Origin of the sequence: Streptomyces sp. CB01249, from assembly GCF_001905735.1 — a bacterium.
Lineage (GTDB): Bacteria > Actinomycetota > Actinomycetes > Streptomycetales > Streptomycetaceae > Streptomyces.
Genome location: NZ_LISW01000002.1, coordinates 522127 through 540021, shown reverse-complemented (window position 1 = coordinate 540021; position 17895 = coordinate 522127). Strand labels below are relative to the sequence as shown.

Genomic DNA, 17895 nt, shown 5'->3' with positions numbered 1-17895 from the left:
CCCGTTCGGGAGATTCCGCCATGCCCAAGAAGGTTCTTTTCGCCCTCACCAGCCACGACGAGCTCGGTGCGACCGGCCGTAAGACCGGTTTCTACGTCCCCGAGGTTGCTCACCCGGCGGCGGTCTTCCGCGAGGCCGGTTACGACATCGCCTACGTCTCCGTGCGGGGCGGGGCTGCCCCGCAGGACGGCATCAACCCCGACGACACGGTCGTCACCGAGTTCCTCGCGGACCCCGCGACCACGAAGGCCCTCGCCGCGACGCCCACGCCGGGCGAGGTGAAGGCGGAGGAGTACGACGCGATCTACTTCGCCGGCGGCCACGGCACGATGTGGGACTTCCCCGAGTCCGAGGAGCTGGCCTCACTGGCCGCCTCCATCTACGAGCAGGGCGGCGCGGTCGCGGCCGTCTGCCACGGCCCGGCCGGGCTGGTCAACATCAAGCTCTCGGACGGCAGCCACCTCGTGGAGGGCAAGCAGGTCTCGGCCTTCACCAACGAGGAGGAGGAGGCGGTGGGCCTGACCGGCGTCGTCCCCTTCCTGCTGGAGAGCACCCTCGCCGAGCGTGGCGCGAAGATCACCAAGACCGGCAACTTCGCCCCGCACGCGGTGGCCGACCAGCGCCTCGTGACCGGTCAGAACCCGGCCTCGGCCGCCCGGGTAGCGGAGCTGGTCGTCGCGGAGCTCGCCGCCCGCTGACCGCACGCCGCGCGGGTGGGTGCCCCCGGGCCCTCCGGGCACCCACCCGGGCCGTGCGGGCCGGGGACCCGGCCCTGCGTACGAAGCCGCTGGCGTAGGGTCGTACGCACCGCCGGTCCGGCCCGTGCCGCACCGGGACAACGCTTCCGGGGGGATGGCTTGTCCGTACAACTCGGCTGGGTACGCACGTTCGTCGCGGTCTACCGGCTCGGTTCGTTCACCAAGGCGGCGCACCAACTCGGTCTCTCCCAGCCCGCGGTCACCCATCAGATCCGCAACCTGGAGCAGGCGATGGGCCGCCCGCTCTTCGAACGCCTCCCCCACGGCGCACAGCCCACCCAGGCCGCCGACGGCCTGATCCGCGAGGTCCAGGGCCCCATCGACCTGCTGACGCACGCCGTGGACCGGGCCTTCGGCGACGACCCGGCGGCCCGGCCGCTGACGGTGGCCGGCCCCGTCGAGCTGACGACGACCCGTGTCATCCCGGCCGTCAGCGACCTCGCGTCGGAGGGCATGCGGCTGACGTTCACCTTCGGGCTCTCCGACAACCTCCTCGACCGGCTGGAGGACGACGAGTTCGACCTCGTCATCTCGACCGTGCGCCCGCGCGGCCGCCGGGTGACGGCCACCCCGCTGGTCGACGAGGAGTTCGTCCTGGTCGCCTCGGCCGAGCTGGCCGCGCGCCTCCCCCTGGACCGGCTCGCGGCCGAGGGCCCGGGTGTCCTGGGCGACGTGCCGATGATCAGCTACGCCGAGTCCCTGCCGATCATCCGCCGCTACTGGCACACCGTCTTCGACCGCTCCCTCACCACCCCGCCCGCCCTGGTCATCCCCGACCTGCGCGGCGCCCTGGCGGCGGTCCGGTCCTCGGCCGGCATCTCGGTCCTGCCCACGTACCTGTGCGCCGAGGAACTGGCCGACGGCACGATCGTCCCGCTCATCGAGCCGGAGATCCCCCCGCTGAACACGTTCTACCTGGCCACCCGCCGGGGCAGTCCCCCGCACCCGGATCTCACCGTGCTCCACGGCCATCTGCTGATGAAGGCGCAGCTGTGGATCTGAGCCCGCCGGGTCCGCCGGGCGACCGCAGCCACCCCCCGGCCCGCGCCACCTCCCCTGCCACGCCGAGGAGTTGGGCGGCGACCGGGCGGGCCGTACGGCCCCGGGTGAGGAGGTGGAGCTCGATGGCGGCTCCTCCGGTCAGGGGGCGCCAGACCAGCCCGGCGGGCAGGCTCGGGGCGGCGGAGTCGCCGACGATGGAGACCGCCTCGCCGCGGGCGACCGGGGTGTGCCCGGCGTCGAACGTCAGGGGGCGGAGGAGGAGTCCGGGGTCGGCGCCCGCCTCGGCCAGGAGCGCCGTGATCGCGTCGTAGTGGCCCGGGTTGGCCTCGCGCGGGTGGATCAGGAGCGTTTCCGGGGACAGCTCGGCCGGGTCCACGGCAGGGCGCGCAGCGAGACGGTGGGCGGCGGACATCAGGACGCCCTGCGGTTCCAGCCGTACGAGTGTCCGCACCAGCTCGGGCGTCGGCGGCGGGCAGCGGACCAGGCCCGCGTCGAGGGTGCCGTCGGCGACTCCGGACAGGATCCCGGCGGTGGGCAGCAGTCGGGTGTCGGCGGTGATGCCGGGCAGCCGGTCCGCCAGGGCGGCGAGGATCGCGGGGGCCGTCTCGTAACTCGTACTCATGCTGTAGCCGAGCACCAGCGTGCCGCTCTCGCCCCCGGCGAAGCCGCGCACCTCGCGCCAGAGGCGGTCCGCCTCCTCGCAGAGGGCCGCGCCGCGCTCCTTCAACAGCCGTCCGGCCTCGGTGGGTTCGACGGAGTGCGTGGTGCGGTCCAGGAGCCGTACGCCCAACTCCCGCTCCAGCTCGCGTATCTGGCGGCTGAGCGCGGGCTGTGCGATGTGCAGGCGCTCGGCGGCCCGGGTGAAGTTGCGTTCCTCCGCCACGGCCAGGAAGTAGCGCAGGCGCCGTAGATCCGACATGCGGAACAGCATATGAGCTGCGGTGATGCCGTGCGATTCTGAAGCGATCGGGAACAGGTCTTTCCCTGCGGGGCCCCGGTCTCCTTAGCGTCGGGGGCAACACGGAGGAAGGGACTCACGATCATGCACAGCACCCCCAAGGACGTCGTCCTCGACTACATGAAGACCCTCGCCGCGGGCGACATGGACCGGCTGAGGGCGTTCTTCGACGCCGATGTCACCTGGACGCTCGCCGGTGACCTGCCCGTCTCGGGCACCTGGACCGGGCCGGACCAGATCTTCGACGAGTTCGTGGCGACGATGACCGCCCGGCTGGTGCCGGAGACCGTGGAGATGGAGTTCCTGGGCGTGATCGCGGAGGGCGAGCGGGTGTTCGCGGAGTGGAAGACGCGCGGGACGACCCGCAAGGGCGCCCGCTACGACCAGCACTGCCTGGCCGTGTTCACCGTGCGCGACGGCCGGATCGCCGCCGTCCGGGAGCACTTCGACACCCTGCACGCCCACGACGTCGTCTTCGCCTGATGAGCCGAGGAACCGAGGAGCCCGACATGCGCGCACAACTCCCCGCCGCCGAAGAGGGCGGCACAGTCCACATCGGCGAGGCCCCCGAGCCCGTCCCCGCCGCCGACGAGGCCCTCGTCGCGGTCGAGGCGTACTCGGTCAACCGGGGCGAGACCTTCCAGCTCGACGGGCAGCTGAACCGCCGGTGGCCCGGCTGGCGGCCCGGCAAGGACGTCGCGGGCACGGTCGTCCGGGCGGCCGCCGACGGCACCGGACCGGCCGCCGGCACCCGGGTCGTCGCCCACCCGCCCGCGTACGGCTGGGCCGAGCGCGTCGCCGTCCCGGTGCACAGCCTCGCCCCGCTCCCCGACAGCGTCGACGCGGTGACGGCGGCGGCCCTCCCGCTGGCCGGGATCACCGCGCTGCGGCTGCTGCGCGCGGCCGGTCCGGTGGCGGGGCGGCGGGTCCTGCTGACCGGGGCGAGCGGGGGCGTCGGCCACTACGTCACGGAGCTGGCGGCCTCCTCGGGCGCGGCGGTGACGGCGGTGAGCGCGACTCGGGAGCGCGGGGCGCGGCTGCTGGAGCTGGGCGCCGAGGCGGTGGTGACGTCGCCGGAGGAAGCGGAGGGCCCGCATGACGTGGTCCTGGAGTCGGTGGGCGGGGACTCGCTGCCGGCCGCGCTGGCCCGGCTTGCCCCGGGCGGCCTGCTGGTCTGGTTCGGCCAGGCGAGCCGGACCCCGGTCACGCTGGACTTCTTCGACTTCTTCGGCGGCCCGGCCCAGGCCCGTATCGCCCACTTCGACTACACCCGCGCCGACACCACGTACGCGGCCGAACTCGCCACCCTGGTACGGCTGGTGGCGGGCGGACGGCTGCACCCGGAGATAGGCTCGGTCCGCGACTGGTCGCGGACCGGGGACGCCATCGCCGACCTCCGGGCGCGCCGGGTGCGGGGGAACGCGGTGCTTACGGTGGGATGAGAAATCGCGGCGGTGTACGGCGATGAGTCCGGGCCGCCCGAGGAGTCACCCCTTGCGTTGTCACCCATCACCGGGAGAAGAGCACCCATGACTCAACTGCTGAAGGTCCAGAACTTCACCGTCTCCGCCGACGGCGTGGCCTGCGGGGAGAACCAGACCCTGGAACGGCCCTTCGGCCATGTCGATCCGGGGCAGCTGTTCGCCTGGGCCGGGGCGACCGCGAGCTGGCCCGGCCGGAGGGACCCGGGCGGGAGCCGAGGCCTGGACGACTACATGACGCGGGACTTCTCGCTCAACATCGGCGCCGAGATCATGGGCCGCAACAAGTTCACCCCGGAGCGCGGTCCGTGGGAGAACCACGACTGGCAGGGCTGGTGGGGCGACGAACCGCCGTTCCACACCCCGGTGTTCGTCCTGACGCACCACACGCGCCCCTCCTTCACGCTCTCCGACACCACGTTCCACTTCGTGAACGGTGAGCCCGCCGAGGTCCTGGCCCAGGCCCGGGAGGCGGCCGACGGCAAGGACGTCCGGCTCGGCGGCGGGGTCTCCACCATCAGGGAGTTCCTGGACGCCGACCTGGTCGACACCCTGCACGTGGCGGTGTCCCCGGTGAAGTTCGGGACGGGCATGCGCCTCTGGGACTCCCCGGACGACCTCCGCGACCGCTTCCACCTGGACGTCGTCCCGAGCCCGAGCGGGGTGACGCACCACCTGTTCTGGCGGAAGTGAGGTCCGTCCGCCCTCAGTGGTAGGCGTGCACCACGGCGTGGCCCTTGCCGCGTCCGATCATCCAGCGGTTGACCGGTGTGGTGATGACGAAGGCGAGGGCCAGCGAGCCGGCGAGCGCGCCCCAGAAGAGGCCGTCGGACAGGCCCGCGTCCATCGCGCCGGGGATGGCGACCATGACGGTGTTGTCGATGAGCTCCATGACCGCGATGGACAGCGTGTCGGCGGCCAGCGCCACCTTCAGCGCCTGCCGCAGGGGCACGTCCGCCTTGAGGACCCCGCGCATGGTCAGCGCGTAACCGAAGACGAAGGCCAGGGCGATGGACAGGGCCACGGTCGCGCCGTTGTGCAGGCCTGCGGCCGTGCCGATCACCATGCCGAGGATCTCGCCGATCGCGCAGCCGGTGAGGCAGTGCAGGGTGGCCTGCGCCGCCATCCGCCAGGTGGCGTGACCGCCGTGGTGGACGTGTTCCATCGCGCTTCCCTCCGTCGGGCGGTACGAGACGGGTTTCCCGTACGCACCGTCCCAACCGCATACCCCCAGGGGTATTACCGCAAGGGAATGCGCATGGACGTTGCATGACCATGCGAGATGATGCATAATCTTCCTATGTCCAAGGTCCTCACCTCCCTGCCCACCGGCGAACGCGTCGGCATCGCCTTCTCGGGCGGCCTCGACACCTCGGTCGCGGTCGCGTGGATGCGCGACAAGGGTGCCGTTCCGTGCACCTACACCGCCGACATCGGCCAGTACGACGAGCCCGACATCGCCTCGGTCCCGGGCCGCGCCAAGACGTACGGCGCCGAGCTCGCCCGCCTGGTCGACTGCCGCGCCGCACTCGTGGAGGAGGGGCTGGCCGCGCTGACGTGCGGGGCGTTCCACATCCGCTCGGGCGGCCGGGCGTACTTCAACACGACGCCGCTGGGCCGCGCGGTCACCGGCACGCTCCTGGTCCGGGCGATGCTGGAGGACGACGTCCAGATCTGGGGCGACGGCTCCACGTTCAAGGGCAACGACATCGAGCGGTTCTACCGCTACGGCCTGCTGGCCAACCCGCACCTGCGCATCTACAAGCCCTGGCTGGACGCCGAGTTCGTGACGGAGCTCGGTGGCCGCAAGGAGATGTCGGAGTGGCTGGTCGCCCACGGCCTGCCCTACCGGGACAGCACCGAGAAGGCGTACTCCACGGACGCCAACATCTGGGGCGCCACCCACGAGGCCAAGACGCTGGAGCACCTGAACACCGGTGTGGAGACCGTCGAGCCGATCATGGGCGTGCGGTTCTGGGACCCGTCGGTCGAGATCGAAACCGAGGACGTCACGATCGGCTTCGACCAGGGCCGCCCGGTCACGATCAACGGCGAGAAGTTCGAGACCGCCGTCGACCTGGTCCTGAAGGCGAACGCCATCGGCGGCCGCCACGGCCTGGGCATGTCCGACCAGATCGAGAACCGGATCATCGAGGCCAAGAGCCGGGGCATCTACGAGGCCCCCGGCATGGCCCTGCTGCACGCCGCGTACGAGCGCCTGGTCAACGCCATCCACAACGAGGACACCCTCGCCCAGTACCACAACGAGGGCCGCCGCCTCGGCCGGCTGATGTACGAGGGCCGCTGGCTGGACCCGCAGGCGCTGATGGTCCGCGAGTCGATCCAGCGCTGGGTCGGTACGGCCGTCACCGGCGAGGTCACCCTGCGGCTGCGGCGCGGCGAGGACTACTCGATCCTCGACACCACGGGCCCGGCCTTCAGCTACCACCCGGACAAGCTGTCCATGGAGCGCACCGAGGACTCCGCGTTCGGCCCGGTCGACCGCATCGGCCAGCTCACCATGCGGAACCTGGACATCGCGGACTCCCGCGCCAAGCTGGAGCAGTACGCGGGCCTCGGCATGATCGGCACCGCGAACCCGGCCATCGGCGCGGCCCAGGCCGCCGCCACCGGCCTGATCGGCCAGCTCCCCGAGGGCGGCGCCGAGGCCATCGCCTCGCGCGGCGAGGTCTCGGACCAGGACGAGATGCTGGACCGCGCGGCGATGGAGGCCGGCACGGACTGACCCGCCCCGCACGGACGACCGGCCGGACACCCCTCGGGGTGCCCGGCCGGCTCTGTTCCGTACGGGGGGGAGTGCGCGGCGCCACGGTCAGGGGCGCCCCGCCGGTTCGGGGGTGCGCGCGGGGTCGTCCTCCGCCGGGGTGGCCGCCGCCGGGGCGTCCTCCGTGAGACCGAAGCTCGCCCTGACCGCCCGCTTCTCCTTCCACAGGTGGTACACCGCGATCCCGAGGATGGTCGTGCCGACCGCGTTGGCCACGAAGTGCCACCAGATCCGGTACGTGGCCAGCGCCGGGCCCGGCTCGATGGCGCCGAACCAGGTCGACAGGCCGATGGCCCGGCTGGCGCCGAGCGCGACGGAGAGGGTCAGCACGACGTGCTCCAGCCCGTGGATGCCCTGCATCCAGACGCCCATCCGGGCCCACTTGCGCGACTTCAGCTGCCCGGCGACCCGGTGGGTGATCTGCACGATGCCGACCAGTCCGGCGAGGAAGATGAAGTTCCCGATCAGATGCAGGATCTCCATCCCGAGCGACGGCTTGCTCGCGTCGACCTGCCCGAACCCGCGCGAGAAGCTGTTGCCCCACGGCGTCATCCACGCCGGGTCGTAGGGGTGCCCGATCCAGTACGCGGCCTGGGCGACGTGCTCCTGGAAGTGCCCGATCTGGCCGATGACGCCGATGCCGATGAGCGCGACGGCGACCTTGTACAGCCCCGGCCGCAGCGGCCGCCGGTTGCCGACCGCGAGCACGGCTACGGCGCCCCACATCGCCACGGCCCAGCCGATGAACAGGACGGCGCCCAGGGTGTCCACCGTCGACGCGGTGGACTCCATCCCGGGCATACCCGTCATTCCTGGCATTCCTGAGTGGTCCATACGAGGTCCCTTCGAGAAACACATACGTGTGCGAAGAGACTGCTGCCGAACCGCCCGTTTCGCTTCTTCCTGATTGCGGAATCCGGCACCGACGAGCAGCGGGCCGGGCGCCCCGAAGCACGCCCGGCCCCCATCGCCCCAGGTCACCAGGGACGTGCGTGCATCTCTCTGACGAGCCCGCCCGCACCGCTCACATCGACGTAGTCGCCGGACGAGACCGCGCTGCCCGTGGTGGACCAGCCGCCGAAGCTCCACCGCCAGTCCCCGTCGAGGGTCGCGGTGACCGTCGCCTTCAGCGCGCCCGTGGAGCTGGACCGCACGGTCTTCACGGTGTCGTACGAGGTGGTGCCCTTGGGCCGGAACTGCAACTGGACGGACGCGTCCGCGACCCCGGTGTACGTGTGCTTCACCCAGTCCGCCCGCTTCAGCGTGCCGGTCACGGTGATCGGCTTGCCCTTCGCCACGGGCTCGGGAGCGGCGTTGACGGTGGCCTTGGCGTAGCGCCGGACCTGAACGCGGCCGGACGTGCCCACGTGCTTCTCGGACTTGATGGCATCGTCGTTGCCGAGGAGCACGACTCCGTAGCCGACCGTCCATGCGGTCGCGTCGCTGTTCACGGCCAGGTCGTAGCGGGGGTCGACGGACAGGGTGCCCGCGCACTGCGCGACCCTCTCGGTCACCTCGTAACAGCCGTATTCGCTCATCCCGATGCCGTGCGCTGCCCCCTCGGCGGCCGTGGTCCCGTGATACAGGTACGGCCCGCCGTTCCAGCTGTAGGGGTCGGCGGCACTGTATCCGGCGGGCAGGTTGACCCGGTACGAGACCGGCACGCTCTTCACATCGATGGTCCCCACCACGATCGGCTTGCCCCCGTTGACGACGATCCCCGACACCGTGCCCGTGTCCGCGGCCGTCGCCGGCGGAGCCGTGAGCGCCGAGAGGGCCAGAGCCCCCGCGAGCGCGGCCACGGCCCCGGTTCTGCCTGATTTCATGCGCACCCCGTTACGTAGGTGAAAGGCGGGGCGGCAGGCTACCAGCGCCCCGGAACCGGGCCCGCACCGGTGTGCCCGCTCCCCCACGTGACCGAGCCCACCCCCCGCTCCCGTAAAACTCCCGCAACAATGAAGACGTGATCACTTCACCCGCACGGAGCCCCCGACGCGCCGAGCACGCGGCGACGCCGTACGTCGACCTCTCCCGGGCGGAGTGGAGCGCGCTGCGCGACAAGACGCCGCTGCCGCTGACCGCCGAGGAGGTGGAGCGGCTGCGCGGGCTCGGCGACGTCATCGATCTCGACGAGGTGCGGGACGTCTACCTGCCGCTCTCGCGGTTGCTGAACCTGTACGTGCAGGCCACCTCCGGGCTGCGCGGCGCGCTCAACACCTTCCTCGGCGACGCGGGCAACGGGCAGGGCGCGCAGCGCGGCACCCCGTTCGTCATAGGCGTCGCGGGCAGTGTCGCCGTCGGCAAGTCCACCACCGCGCGCATCCTCCGCGCGCTGCTGGCCCGCTGGCCGGAGCACCCCCGGGTCGAGCTGGTCACCACCGACGGGTTCCTGCTGCCGATGAAGGAGCTCCACGCGCGCGGCCTGATGTCCCGCAAGGGCTTCCCGGAGTCGTACGACCGGCGCGCCCTCACCCGTTTCGTCGCCGACATCAAGGCGGGCAAGGACGAGGTCACCGCCCCGGTCTACTCGCACCTGATCTACGACATCGTGCCCGGCGAACGGCTCACCGTGCGCCGCCCGGACATCCTCATCGTGGAGGGGCTGAACGTCCTCCAGCCCGCCCTGCCCGGCAAGGACGGCCGCACCAGGGTCGGGCTCGCCGACTACTTCGACTTCAGCGTGTACGTGGACGCCAAGCCGGAGGACATCGAGACCTGGTACCTCAACCGCTTCCGGAAGCTGCGCGAGACGGCGTTCCAGGACCCGTCCTCGTACTTCCGGAAGTACACCCAGGTCTCCGAGGCCGAGGCGATGGAGTACGCGGCCACCATGTGGCGGACCATCAACCGGCCGAACCTCGTGGAGAACGTGGCGCCGACCCGCGGACGTGCCACGCTGGTGCTGCGCAAGGGGCCCGACCACAAGGTCCAGCGGCTGTCACTGCGCAAACTCTGACTCCGGAAGGGGCCGCTCCGTGCTCCACCTGCGCCTGCTCGTCCCCGCCGACCGCACGGACGAGGTGACGGACCTGCTGGAGCGGACCGTCGGCACCGCCCACCTCGCGGTGCTGCCGGGCGTCTCGCGCGACCCGGTCGGCGACATGGTGCTGTGCGACGTGGCGCGCGAGGCGGGCGACGAGCTGATCGCGGCGCTGCGCCGGCTCGGTCTCGACGAGTACGGGGCGATCACCGTCGAGAACATGGACCTGACGCTCTCCGCGCGCGCCGACCGGGCGGAGGAGGAGGCGCCGGGTGAGGGGTCGGACGCGGTGCTCTGGGAGGAGCTGGTCGAGGCCACGCACGACGACTCGACGTTCAGCGCCACCTTTGTCGCCTTCCTCGCGGTCGCGACGATGCTCGCGGCCTGCGGGGTGATGCTCGACAACGCGATCCTGATCGTCGGCGCGATGGCGGTGGGCCCCGAGTTCGGGCCGCTCGCCGGGATCTCGACGGCACTCGTGCAGCGCGCCCCGCGCCTGGTGGTGCGCTCGCTGATCGCGCTGATCGGCGGGTTCGCCGCGGCGATGCTGCTCACCGTGGGCTTCGCCTGGCTGATGGACGTCTTCGGGCTGTTCGACCGCGCGATGATCGAGGGGGACCGGCCCAACACCGCGTTCGTCTGGCAGCCGGACTGGATGTCGTTCGTCGTGGCGTTCCTCGCCGGCATCGCGGGCACGCTCTCCCTGACCTCGGCGAAGTCCGGCGCGCTCATCGGGGTCGCGATCTCGGTGACGACCGTGCCGGCGGCCGCCAACGCGGCGGTGGCCTTCAGCTACCGGGACTACGGCCAGATGACCGGGTCCGTCAAGCAGCTGCTGGCCAACCTCGGCGGGATCGTCGCGGCGGGGACGCTGACCCTGCTCGCCCAGAAGGCCCTGTGGCGCAGGACCCGGCACTTCCAGCGCGCCCACACGAAGCCGACGGCCCCCTAGGGCCTGACCGGCAGGGTGAGGGCCGCCGAGACTTCCGTAACCCCCACAAGTGCCCGGCGGGGAGCCGATGGCAGTCTTCCGCCATGGCCGAAATCGGGGAAGTGATCTGCCGCGCTCCGTCACGGCGCGCGCTGTGGTGGGGCGTCGGCGTGGGCGGCGCCGGGGCGGCCGTGGCCGCGCTGCGCGCGGGGCACCTGGGCGGCCCGCTCGACCCGTGGTTCACGGCGGGGGCACTGGTCGCCCTGCTGGGACTGGTCTTCCTGTACGCGGCCACCGCCCGGCTCAGCGCGGGGGCGTACGGACTGCGTTCCCGGACCCTGCTGCGCCGCCGTACGGTGCCGTGGTCCCGGATCGTGGATCTGCGCCGGTACATCCAGACCGGCCGGAACCAGGACATCCACCGCGTCAGCGTGCTGCTGGAGGACGGGCGCACCTGGCGGCTGCCGCTGCCGACGAGCGGGGCCGCCACCACGGACTTCGACGCCGACCTGGAGGCGCTGCGCGCGCTGCACCGCCGTTACGGGAGCCCCGCGTCGGACGGCGAGGCCCCGGTCATCACGCCCCGGTCGGCGGGGCGCCGGCCCGTCATCACCTGGATCGTGGGCGTCGTGCTGCTCACCGCCTCGGCGGTGGCCGCGTCGTACGTCGCGGACGCCGCGTCGGAGCAGCGGGCGTGGCGGGCGGCCGTGGACTGCACCGACGCCACCCCGGCCGCCGAGCGCCGCGACTGCCTGGACACCTTCGACGGGGTGATCGAGCGGACCGACGTCAACCGGGGCAGGGGCAGCAGCTGGCTGTACTTCACCGACGACCGCCCGATCGACCGGCTCGCGGTCTCCCAGGACGACGCCGCGGCGTTCCGCGCCGGGGAGAAGGTGGAGCTGGTCTTCTGGCACGGCTCGGCCAGGACGGTCACCGGTGAGCACCGGGTCTGGCACGACCACCTGATCAGCCCCGGGGAACTCGCCGTGTTCTCCGCGCTCTGCCTGCTGGGCGCGGGTTACGCGGGGGCCCGGCTGCTGGTCCGCAGGCGCGGGCGCGGGCTGCGCGACGACGAGCTGCTGCCCTCCGCCCTTCCGTTCGCGGGCGCCCTCGGCGTGACGGCCGTGTGGCTGCTGCCCCTGCTCTATCTGCACTCCACGGACCCGCTGGGCTCGCCGGGGAGGGTCGTCTGGGCGGCGGCGGGCGCGGCGGTCACCGCGGCCGTGCTCGGCCTCGCCTGGCGCGCCACCCGCGTCCGTGCCCCCGGCGAGGCCCGGGCCGCCGCCCCGGACGGGCGCGACCACTTCCTGGCCGCCCGTTTCCTGGAGGCCACCGCCTACAACCCGAACCACTTCGGCACCCACGTGGTCGTCGGCGACGGCCCGCCGGCCGTGACGCCCCACCCGGGCCCCGGCCGCTTCGCCGCCCGCCGCATCCCGGCGGAACGGCTCACCGTCACCGGCGTGCGGCGGGCCCGGGGCAGCGACGGCGACACCGTCCCCCGGGGCTGGCACATCGCCGAGCTGGACGACGACGGCACGCCGGTCCGGCTGGCCGCCGCCCCCGCGGACCTGGCCCGGATCACCGACGCGCTGGAGCGCGAGCGCCGCGACGGCGGGCGGGACCCGGAAACGGCGACGACCCGGCCGTGAAGCCGGGTCGTCGCCGCGCCAAAAACTCCGGCGCCGGTCAGCCCAGCGCCGACTTCACGACGTCCGCCAGCTGCCCCGCCACCGAGCGGGCCTGCTCGATGTCCGCCGCCTCGACCATGACCCGTACCAGCGGCTCCGTGCCCGAGGGGCGCAGCAGCACGCGGCCGGTGTGGCCCAGCTCGCGCTCGGCCTCCGCGACGGCGGCGGCCACCTCCTGCGAGGTGTGCACGCGGGACTTGTCCACGTCCGGGACGTTGACCAGGACCTGCGGCAGGCGCTCCATGACCCCGGCCAGCTCGGCGAGCGAGCGGCCCGTCGCGGCGACCCGGGCCGCGAGCATCAGGCCGGTCAGGGTGCCGTCGCCGGTCGTGGCGTGGTCCAGGACGATGACGTGGCCGGACTGCTCGCCGCCCAGCGCGAAGCCCTCGGCCTTCATGGACTCCAGCACGTAGCGGTCGCCGACGGCCGTCTGGACGAGCTGGATGCCCTCGCGCTCCATGGCCAGCTTGAAGCCGAGGTTCGACATCACGGTGCCGACCACGGTGTCCCGGCGCAGCTGCCCGGCCTCGCGCATGGCGAGGGCCAGCACGGCGAGGATCTGGTCGCCGTCGACCTCCTCGCCCGCCGCGTCCACGGCCAGGCAGCGGTCGGCGTCGCCGTCGTGCGCGATGCCCAGGTCCGCGCCGTGCTCGACGACGGCGGCGCGCAGCAGCTCCAGGTGGGTGGAGCCGCAGCCGTCGTTGATGTTCAGCCCGTCCGGCTCGGCGCCGATCGTGACGACCTCGGCCCCGGCGCGGGCGAACGCCTCGGGCGAGACGCGGGCGGCGGCGCCGTGCGCCTCGTCCAGGACGACCTTCAGGCCGTCGAGGCGGTTCGGGAGGACGCCGATGAGGTGGGCGACGTACCGGTCGAAGCCCTCCACGTAGTCCGTGACGCGGCCGACACCGGCGCCGGTCGGGCGGGTCCACGGCTCACCGGTGCGGTGCTGCTCGTAGACCGTCTCGATGCGGTCCTCCAGCTCGTCGGCGAGCTTGTGGCCGCCCCGGGCGAAGAACTTGACACCGTTGTCCGGCATGGCGTTGTGGCTGGCGGAGAGCATGACCCCGATGTCGGCGCCGAGCGCGCCGGTCAGGTAGGCCACGGCCGGGGTCGGCAGCACGCCGACGCGCAGGACGTCGACGCCCGCGCTCGCCAGGCCGGCCACCACGGCGGCCTCCAGGAACTCTCCGGAGGCGCGTGGGTCGCGGCCCACCACGGCCGTCGGCCGATGGCCCTCGAAGGTGCCCGCCTCGGCCAGTACGTGTGCCGCGGCCACCGAGAGGCCGAGCGCGAGCTCGGCCGTCAGGTCCGCATTGGCGACACCGCGCACGCCGTCCGTGCCGAAGAGTCGTCCCACTGGTGTCCTCCGAAAGTGCTCCGAAACGCAAAAGTCAGATCACGCAACCAACAAGCCTATGAACGCCTTATGCCGTTATATGCCCGAGGATGTCGATAAACGAACGCCCCGGCAGCACGAGAGGTGCCGCCGGGGCGAACGGTAACGCGGGTGAGCAGGCGGTTTAGCGCTTGCTGTACTGCGGGGCCTTGCGGGCCTTCTTGAGACCGGCCTTCTTGCGCTCGACCGCACGGTCGTCGCGGGAGAGGAAGCCGGCCTTCTTGAGGGTCGCGCGGTTGTTGTCCACGTCCGCCTCGTTCAGCGCGCGGGCCACGCCCAGGCGCAGGGCGCCGGCCTGACCCGAGACGCCGCCACCCGCGATGCGGGCGATGACGTCGTAACGGCCGTCGAGCTCGAGCACCTTGAAGGGCTCGTTGACTTCCTGCTGGTGCACCTTGTTCGGGAAGTAGCTCTCGAGGGTGCGACCGTTGATCTTCCACTTGCCGGTGCCCGGAACGATCCGGACGCGGGCGATGGCGTTCTTGCGACGGCCGAGGCCGGCGGCGGGCTGCGGGTCGCCGAAGCGGCCGGCGAGCGACTCGGAGGTGTACTCACCCTCGACGGGGACCTCGGACTCGAAGGTGGTCACCTCGGCGAAGGTCTCCTCGCCCTCGGTGCCCTCGACGGTCTCAACAGTGGTCTCGGCCACGATTCTCCTCAGATCTTTCTTTATGTCTTTGGGGGGAGGCCGGAACTACTGCGCGACCTGGGTGATCTCGTACGGGACCGGCTGCTGCGCAGCGTGCGGGTGCTGGTCGCCCGCGTAGACCTTCAGCTTCGAGATCATCTGACGGCCCAGGGAGTTCTTGGGGATCATGCCCTTGATGGCCTTCTCGACGGCCTTCTCGGGGTTGTTCGCGAGCAGGTCGTCGTAGCGCACGGAGCGCAGACCGCCCGGGAACCCGGAGTGGCGGTACGCCATCTTCTGGGTCCGCTTGTTGCCGGACAGGTGAACCTTGTCGGCGTTGATGATGATGACGAAGTCGCCCATGTCCATGTGGGGGGCGTAGATCGCCTTGTGCTTGCCTCGCAGGAGGTTCGCAGCCGTGGTGGCGAGACGGCCCAGGACGACGTCCTGCGCGTCAATGATGTGCCACTGGCGGGTCACATCGCCGGGCTTGGGGCTGTACGTACGCACTTCGTAGCCTTCGCTTCTTCAGTGGATGGGGTCCAGACACACGACACCTCTGAAGCGATCATGCAGCTGGGGCCCACAATGCCGGGACGACGCCCGTATGCGAGCCACTGGTAACTGCTCCAGAGAACCTGCGTACGGGCTGTCGCACCATGACGGTGCAGCCCATACGCATAACAAACGTCGAGACTACCCGCCCCGCCCCGGACGGGTCAAAACGCGGCCCCTCACCGCGCCCGCTCGACCCGCCGCTCGTCCCACACCGGCTCCGAGGTCTCGCGGACGACCCCGTCCGAGCCGAAGACCAGGTAGCGGTCGAAGCTCTTCGCGAACCACCGGTCGTGCGTCACCGCGAGCACCGTGCCCTCGTACGCCTCCAGGCCGTCCTGCAGCGCCTCCGCCGACTCCAGGTCCAGGTTGTCCGTCGGCTCGTCCAGCAGCAGCGCGGTCGTGCCGGACAGCTCCAGGAGCAGGATCTGGAACCGGGCCTGCTGCCCGCCGGACAGCTTCTCGAACGCCTGGTCCCCCTGCCGCTCCAGCTCGTAGCGGCGCAGTACGGACATCGCCCCGCCCCGGTCCTTGGCGTGCTCGGTCCACAGGATGTCGACCAGCGTGCGGCCCAGCAGCTCCGGGTGGGCGTGGGTCTGCGCGAAGTGCCCGGGGACCACCCGCGCACCGAGCTTCCACTCCCCCGTGTGCGCGACGGGCTCGCCCGCGAGCAGCCGCAGGAAGTGGGACTTGCCGGACCCGTTGGAGCCGAGGACCGCGACCCGTTCCCCGTAGAAGACCTCCAGGTCGAACGGTTTCATCAGGCCGGTCAGCTCCAGGCCCTTGCAGGTCACCGCGCGCACCCCGGTCCGGCCGCCGCGCAGCCGCATCCGGATGTCCTGCTCGCGCGGCGGCTCCGGCGGCGGGCCCGCCTCCTCGAACTTCCGGAACCGGGTCTGCATCGCGTGGTAGCGGCTCGCCATGTCGGGGCTGATCGCCGCCTGCTGGCGCAGCCGGTGCACGAGGGCCTTCAGCCGCTTGTGCTCCTCCTCCCAGCGCCGCAGCAGCTCCTCGAAGCGGGCGAACCGCTCCTTGCGGGCCTGGTGGTACGTGTCGAAGCCGCCGCCGTGCACCCAGACGTCGCTGCCGGCCGGGCCCGGCTCCACGCTGACGATCTTCTGCGCCGCGCGGGACAGCAGCTCCCGGTCGTGGGAGACGAAGAGGACGGTCTTACGGGTCTCCTTCAGCCGCTCCTCCAGCCACCGCTTGCCGGGCACGTCGAGATAGTTGTCCGGCTCGTCCAGGAGCAGCACCTCGTCGGGGCCCCGCAGCAGGGCCTCCAGGACCAGCCGCTTCTGCTCACCGCCGGACAGCGTGCGCACCTCGCGCCACTGCGCCTTCTCGTACGGGACACCCAGCGCGGCCGTGGTGCACATGTCCCACACCGTCTCGGCCTCGTAGCCGCGCGCCTCCGCCCAGTCGCTCAGCGCCTGCGCGTACGCCATCTGCGCGGCCTCGTCGTCCACGGTGAGGATGCGCTCCTCGGCCCGGTCGACGGCGAGCGCGGCCTCCCGGATGCGGGGCTGCGCGACGGAGACCAGCAGGTCGCGGACGGTGCGCCCGTCGCGGACCGAGCCGACGAACTGGCGCATCACACCGAGCCCGCCGCTCACGGACACCGAGCCGCCGTGCGGCTGGAGCTCCCCGGCGAGCAGCCGCAGCAGCGTGGTCTTCCCGGCGCCGTTCGCCCCGACGAGGGCGACGACGGCACCGTCGGCCACCCGGAACGAGGCATCGCCGAGCAGCACCCGCCCGTCCGGAAGGTAGTACTCAAGGTGGCCCGCTTCGAGATGTCCCATGCAGAGCATTGTCACGGGCGGCGGAGGGTTGGCCCAACCGGATTACGTCCCGTCTAGGATGCGCGGCATGAGCTTTGGGGACGGGGGGCCCGACGAAGGGCCCGGGAACGGCGGCACTCCCGACTGGGAGGCGCTGGCCGATGCCTCCGCGGCCCGGGCCCGGCGCAAGAAGTGGCTGCTGATCGGCGGCGGCGCCCTCGCCACGGCGGCCGTCGCCGCGGTCGTCGCGACGGCGGTGATCTCCGCGAACGGCGGCGGCAAGGGCACCTCCGCCGGGAAGCACGCGAGCGAGCTGCCCACGGGGGACGACCTGCACACCGAGCTCCCCGCGCCCGAGCCGTCCTTCTCGTCGGTGGCGCCCCCGCCCCCGCCGGACCCCCGGGACTACATAGCGGACGTGAAGAAGGACCGGCTGCCGGTCGACGTCGACGCCTTCTTCCCCGACGACAAGCTGACCGCCGGAGGCCGTACGTACGCCAGGGGCGCGACCCACCGCACCAAGCAGTGCGCGGCGACCACCCAGGGCGCGCTGGGCGCGATCCTCACCGCCAACGGCTGCGACCAGGTCATCCGGGCCACGTACAGCCGGAACGGCGTGGCGGTCACCGTCGGCATCGCGGTCTTCGACACGGAGGCCCAGGCGAAGCGGACCGCGCAGCTGGCGACCGGCGGCCTGGCCTCGCTGAGCGGGTCGGGCGTCCCGGTCTTCTGCCGCGACGGCGTGATCTGCCGCCGCACGGCGAACTCGTACGGCCGGTACGCGTACTTCACGGTCGGCGGCTTCACGGACGGCCGCAACGCCACCAAGGCCGACAAGGACGTGTACACGACCGGCGACGACCTGACGGACTACACGTTCCGCCGCATCCGCCACCGCGGCGAGGTCCAGGCGTCCGCCGCCGCCGACATCACGACGACCTAGGCCAGG

At 72.1% G+C, this 17895-nt stretch carries 18 protein-coding genes; 10 read left to right on the top strand and 8 right to left on the bottom strand.

What is annotated here, in order from left to right:
* Nucleotides 1-20: 20 nt before the first annotated feature.
* The gene (locus AMK18_RS10975; RefSeq protein ID WP_073862647.1) at nucleotides 21-698 is read left to right on the top strand and encodes a type 1 glutamine amidotransferase domain-containing protein; all 678 of its coding nucleotides are present in this window, start codon (nucleotides 21-23) and stop codon (nucleotides 696-698) included.
* A gap of 159 nt (nucleotides 699-857) precedes the next feature.
* Nucleotides 858-1760, top strand: coding sequence for a LysR family transcriptional regulator (locus AMK18_RS10970; RefSeq protein ID WP_018101192.1), 903 nt, complete (start codon nucleotides 858-860; stop codon nucleotides 1758-1760).
* Here the strand turns inward: AMK18_RS10970 and AMK18_RS10965 are convergent.
* Nucleotides 1711-2679: a LysR family transcriptional regulator gene (locus AMK18_RS10965; RefSeq protein WP_241836535.1), complete on the bottom strand. Its 969-nt coding sequence runs from the start codon at nucleotides 2677-2679 to the stop codon at nucleotides 1711-1713. The genes AMK18_RS10970 and AMK18_RS10965 overlap by 50 nt on opposite strands.
* Before the next feature lie 123 nt (nucleotides 2680-2802).
* On the opposite strand from AMK18_RS10965, the gene AMK18_RS10960 reads away from it, so the two are divergent.
* The 3 genes from AMK18_RS10960 to AMK18_RS10950 all read left to right on the top strand — a co-directional run bounded on the left by AMK18_RS10960 (nucleotide 2803) and on the right by AMK18_RS10950 (nucleotide 4892).
* Nucleotides 2803-3201: a nuclear transport factor 2 family protein gene (locus AMK18_RS10960; RefSeq protein ID WP_073862645.1), complete on the top strand. Its 399-nt coding sequence runs from the start codon at nucleotides 2803-2805 to the stop codon at nucleotides 3199-3201.
* Between the two features lie 26 nt (nucleotides 3202-3227).
* Complete coding sequence (locus AMK18_RS10955; RefSeq protein ID WP_073862644.1) at nucleotides 3228-4160, top strand: zinc-binding dehydrogenase; 933 nt, start codon at nucleotides 3228-3230, stop codon at nucleotides 4158-4160.
* Between the two features lie 87 nt (nucleotides 4161-4247).
* Entirely contained in the window at nucleotides 4248-4892 is a 645-nt protein-coding gene (locus AMK18_RS10950) for a dihydrofolate reductase family protein (RefSeq protein WP_073862643.1), read from the top strand.
* Nucleotides 4893-4905: 13 nt separating this feature from the next.
* On the opposite strand, the gene AMK18_RS10945 is transcribed toward AMK18_RS10950, so the two are convergent.
* Complete coding sequence (locus AMK18_RS10945; RefSeq protein ID WP_073862642.1) at nucleotides 4906-5364, bottom strand: DUF4396 domain-containing protein; 459 nt, start codon at nucleotides 5362-5364, stop codon at nucleotides 4906-4908.
* Nucleotides 5365-5499: 135 nt separating this feature from the next.
* On the opposite strand from AMK18_RS10945, the gene argG reads away from it, so the two are divergent.
* The gene (gene argG / locus AMK18_RS10940) at nucleotides 5500-6945 is read left to right on the top strand and encodes an argininosuccinate synthase (RefSeq protein ID WP_018101198.1); all 1446 of its coding nucleotides are present in this window, start codon (nucleotides 5500-5502) and stop codon (nucleotides 6943-6945) included.
* 87 nt (nucleotides 6946-7032) lie between these two features.
* On the opposite strand, the gene AMK18_RS10935 is transcribed toward argG, so the two are convergent.
* The gene (locus AMK18_RS10935; protein WP_018101199.1) at nucleotides 7033-7785 is read right to left on the bottom strand and encodes a DUF6008 family protein; all 753 of its coding nucleotides are present in this window, start codon (nucleotides 7783-7785) and stop codon (nucleotides 7033-7035) included.
* A 176-nt stretch (nucleotides 7786-7961) separates the two neighbouring features.
* Nucleotides 7962-8810, bottom strand: a complete 849-nt coding sequence (locus tag AMK18_RS10930) for a hypothetical protein (protein WP_241836534.1) — start codon at nucleotides 8808-8810, stop codon at nucleotides 7962-7964.
* Nucleotides 8811-8947: 137 nt separating this feature from the next.
* Here AMK18_RS10930 and coaA point away from each other — a divergent pair, with 137 nt between their 5' ends.
* From coaA to AMK18_RS10915, 3 genes are all read left to right on the top strand, one after another.
* A complete protein-coding gene (gene coaA / locus AMK18_RS10925; protein WP_018101201.1) occupies nucleotides 8948-9940 on the top strand; it encodes a type I pantothenate kinase in 993 nt (330 codons plus the stop codon).
* A 19-nt stretch (nucleotides 9941-9959) separates the two neighbouring features.
* The gene (locus AMK18_RS10920; protein WP_073862640.1) at nucleotides 9960-10916 is read left to right on the top strand and encodes a DUF389 domain-containing protein; all 957 of its coding nucleotides are present in this window, start codon (nucleotides 9960-9962) and stop codon (nucleotides 10914-10916) included.
* Nucleotides 10917-10999: 83 nt separating this feature from the next.
* A complete protein-coding gene (locus tag AMK18_RS10915; protein WP_073862639.1) occupies nucleotides 11000-12550 on the top strand; it encodes a PH domain-containing protein in 1551 nt (516 codons plus the stop codon).
* 37 nt (nucleotides 12551-12587) lie between these two features.
* Here AMK18_RS10915 and glmM read toward each other — a convergent pair whose 3' ends face one another.
* The 4 genes from glmM to AMK18_RS10895 form a co-directional block, all read right to left on the bottom strand.
* Nucleotides 12588-13946, bottom strand: a complete 1359-nt coding sequence (gene glmM, locus AMK18_RS10910) for a phosphoglucosamine mutase (RefSeq protein ID WP_018101204.1) — start codon at nucleotides 13944-13946, stop codon at nucleotides 12588-12590.
* 163 nt (nucleotides 13947-14109) lie between these two features.
* A complete protein-coding gene (gene rpsI, locus AMK18_RS10905; protein WP_018101205.1) occupies nucleotides 14110-14634 on the bottom strand; it encodes a 30S ribosomal protein S9 in 525 nt (174 codons plus the stop codon).
* Nucleotides 14635-14679: 45 nt separating this feature from the next.
* Nucleotides 14680-15123 carry a 50S ribosomal protein L13 gene (gene rplM / locus AMK18_RS10900; RefSeq protein ID WP_018101206.1) on the bottom strand — a complete coding sequence of 148 codons (444 nt, stop codon included), beginning with the start codon at nucleotides 15121-15123 and terminating at the stop codon, nucleotides 14680-14682.
* A gap of 224 nt (nucleotides 15124-15347) precedes the next feature.
* Entirely contained in the window at nucleotides 15348-16976 is a 1629-nt protein-coding gene (locus AMK18_RS10895) for an ABC-F family ATP-binding cassette domain-containing protein (RefSeq protein ID WP_198957010.1), read from the bottom strand.
* Nucleotides 16977-17034: 58 nt separating this feature from the next.
* Here AMK18_RS10895 and AMK18_RS10890 point away from each other — a divergent pair, with 58 nt between their 5' ends.
* Entirely contained in the window at nucleotides 17035-17889 is an 855-nt protein-coding gene (locus AMK18_RS10890) for a hypothetical protein (protein WP_073863229.1), read from the top strand.
* Nucleotides 17890-17895 lie beyond the last annotated feature (6 nt).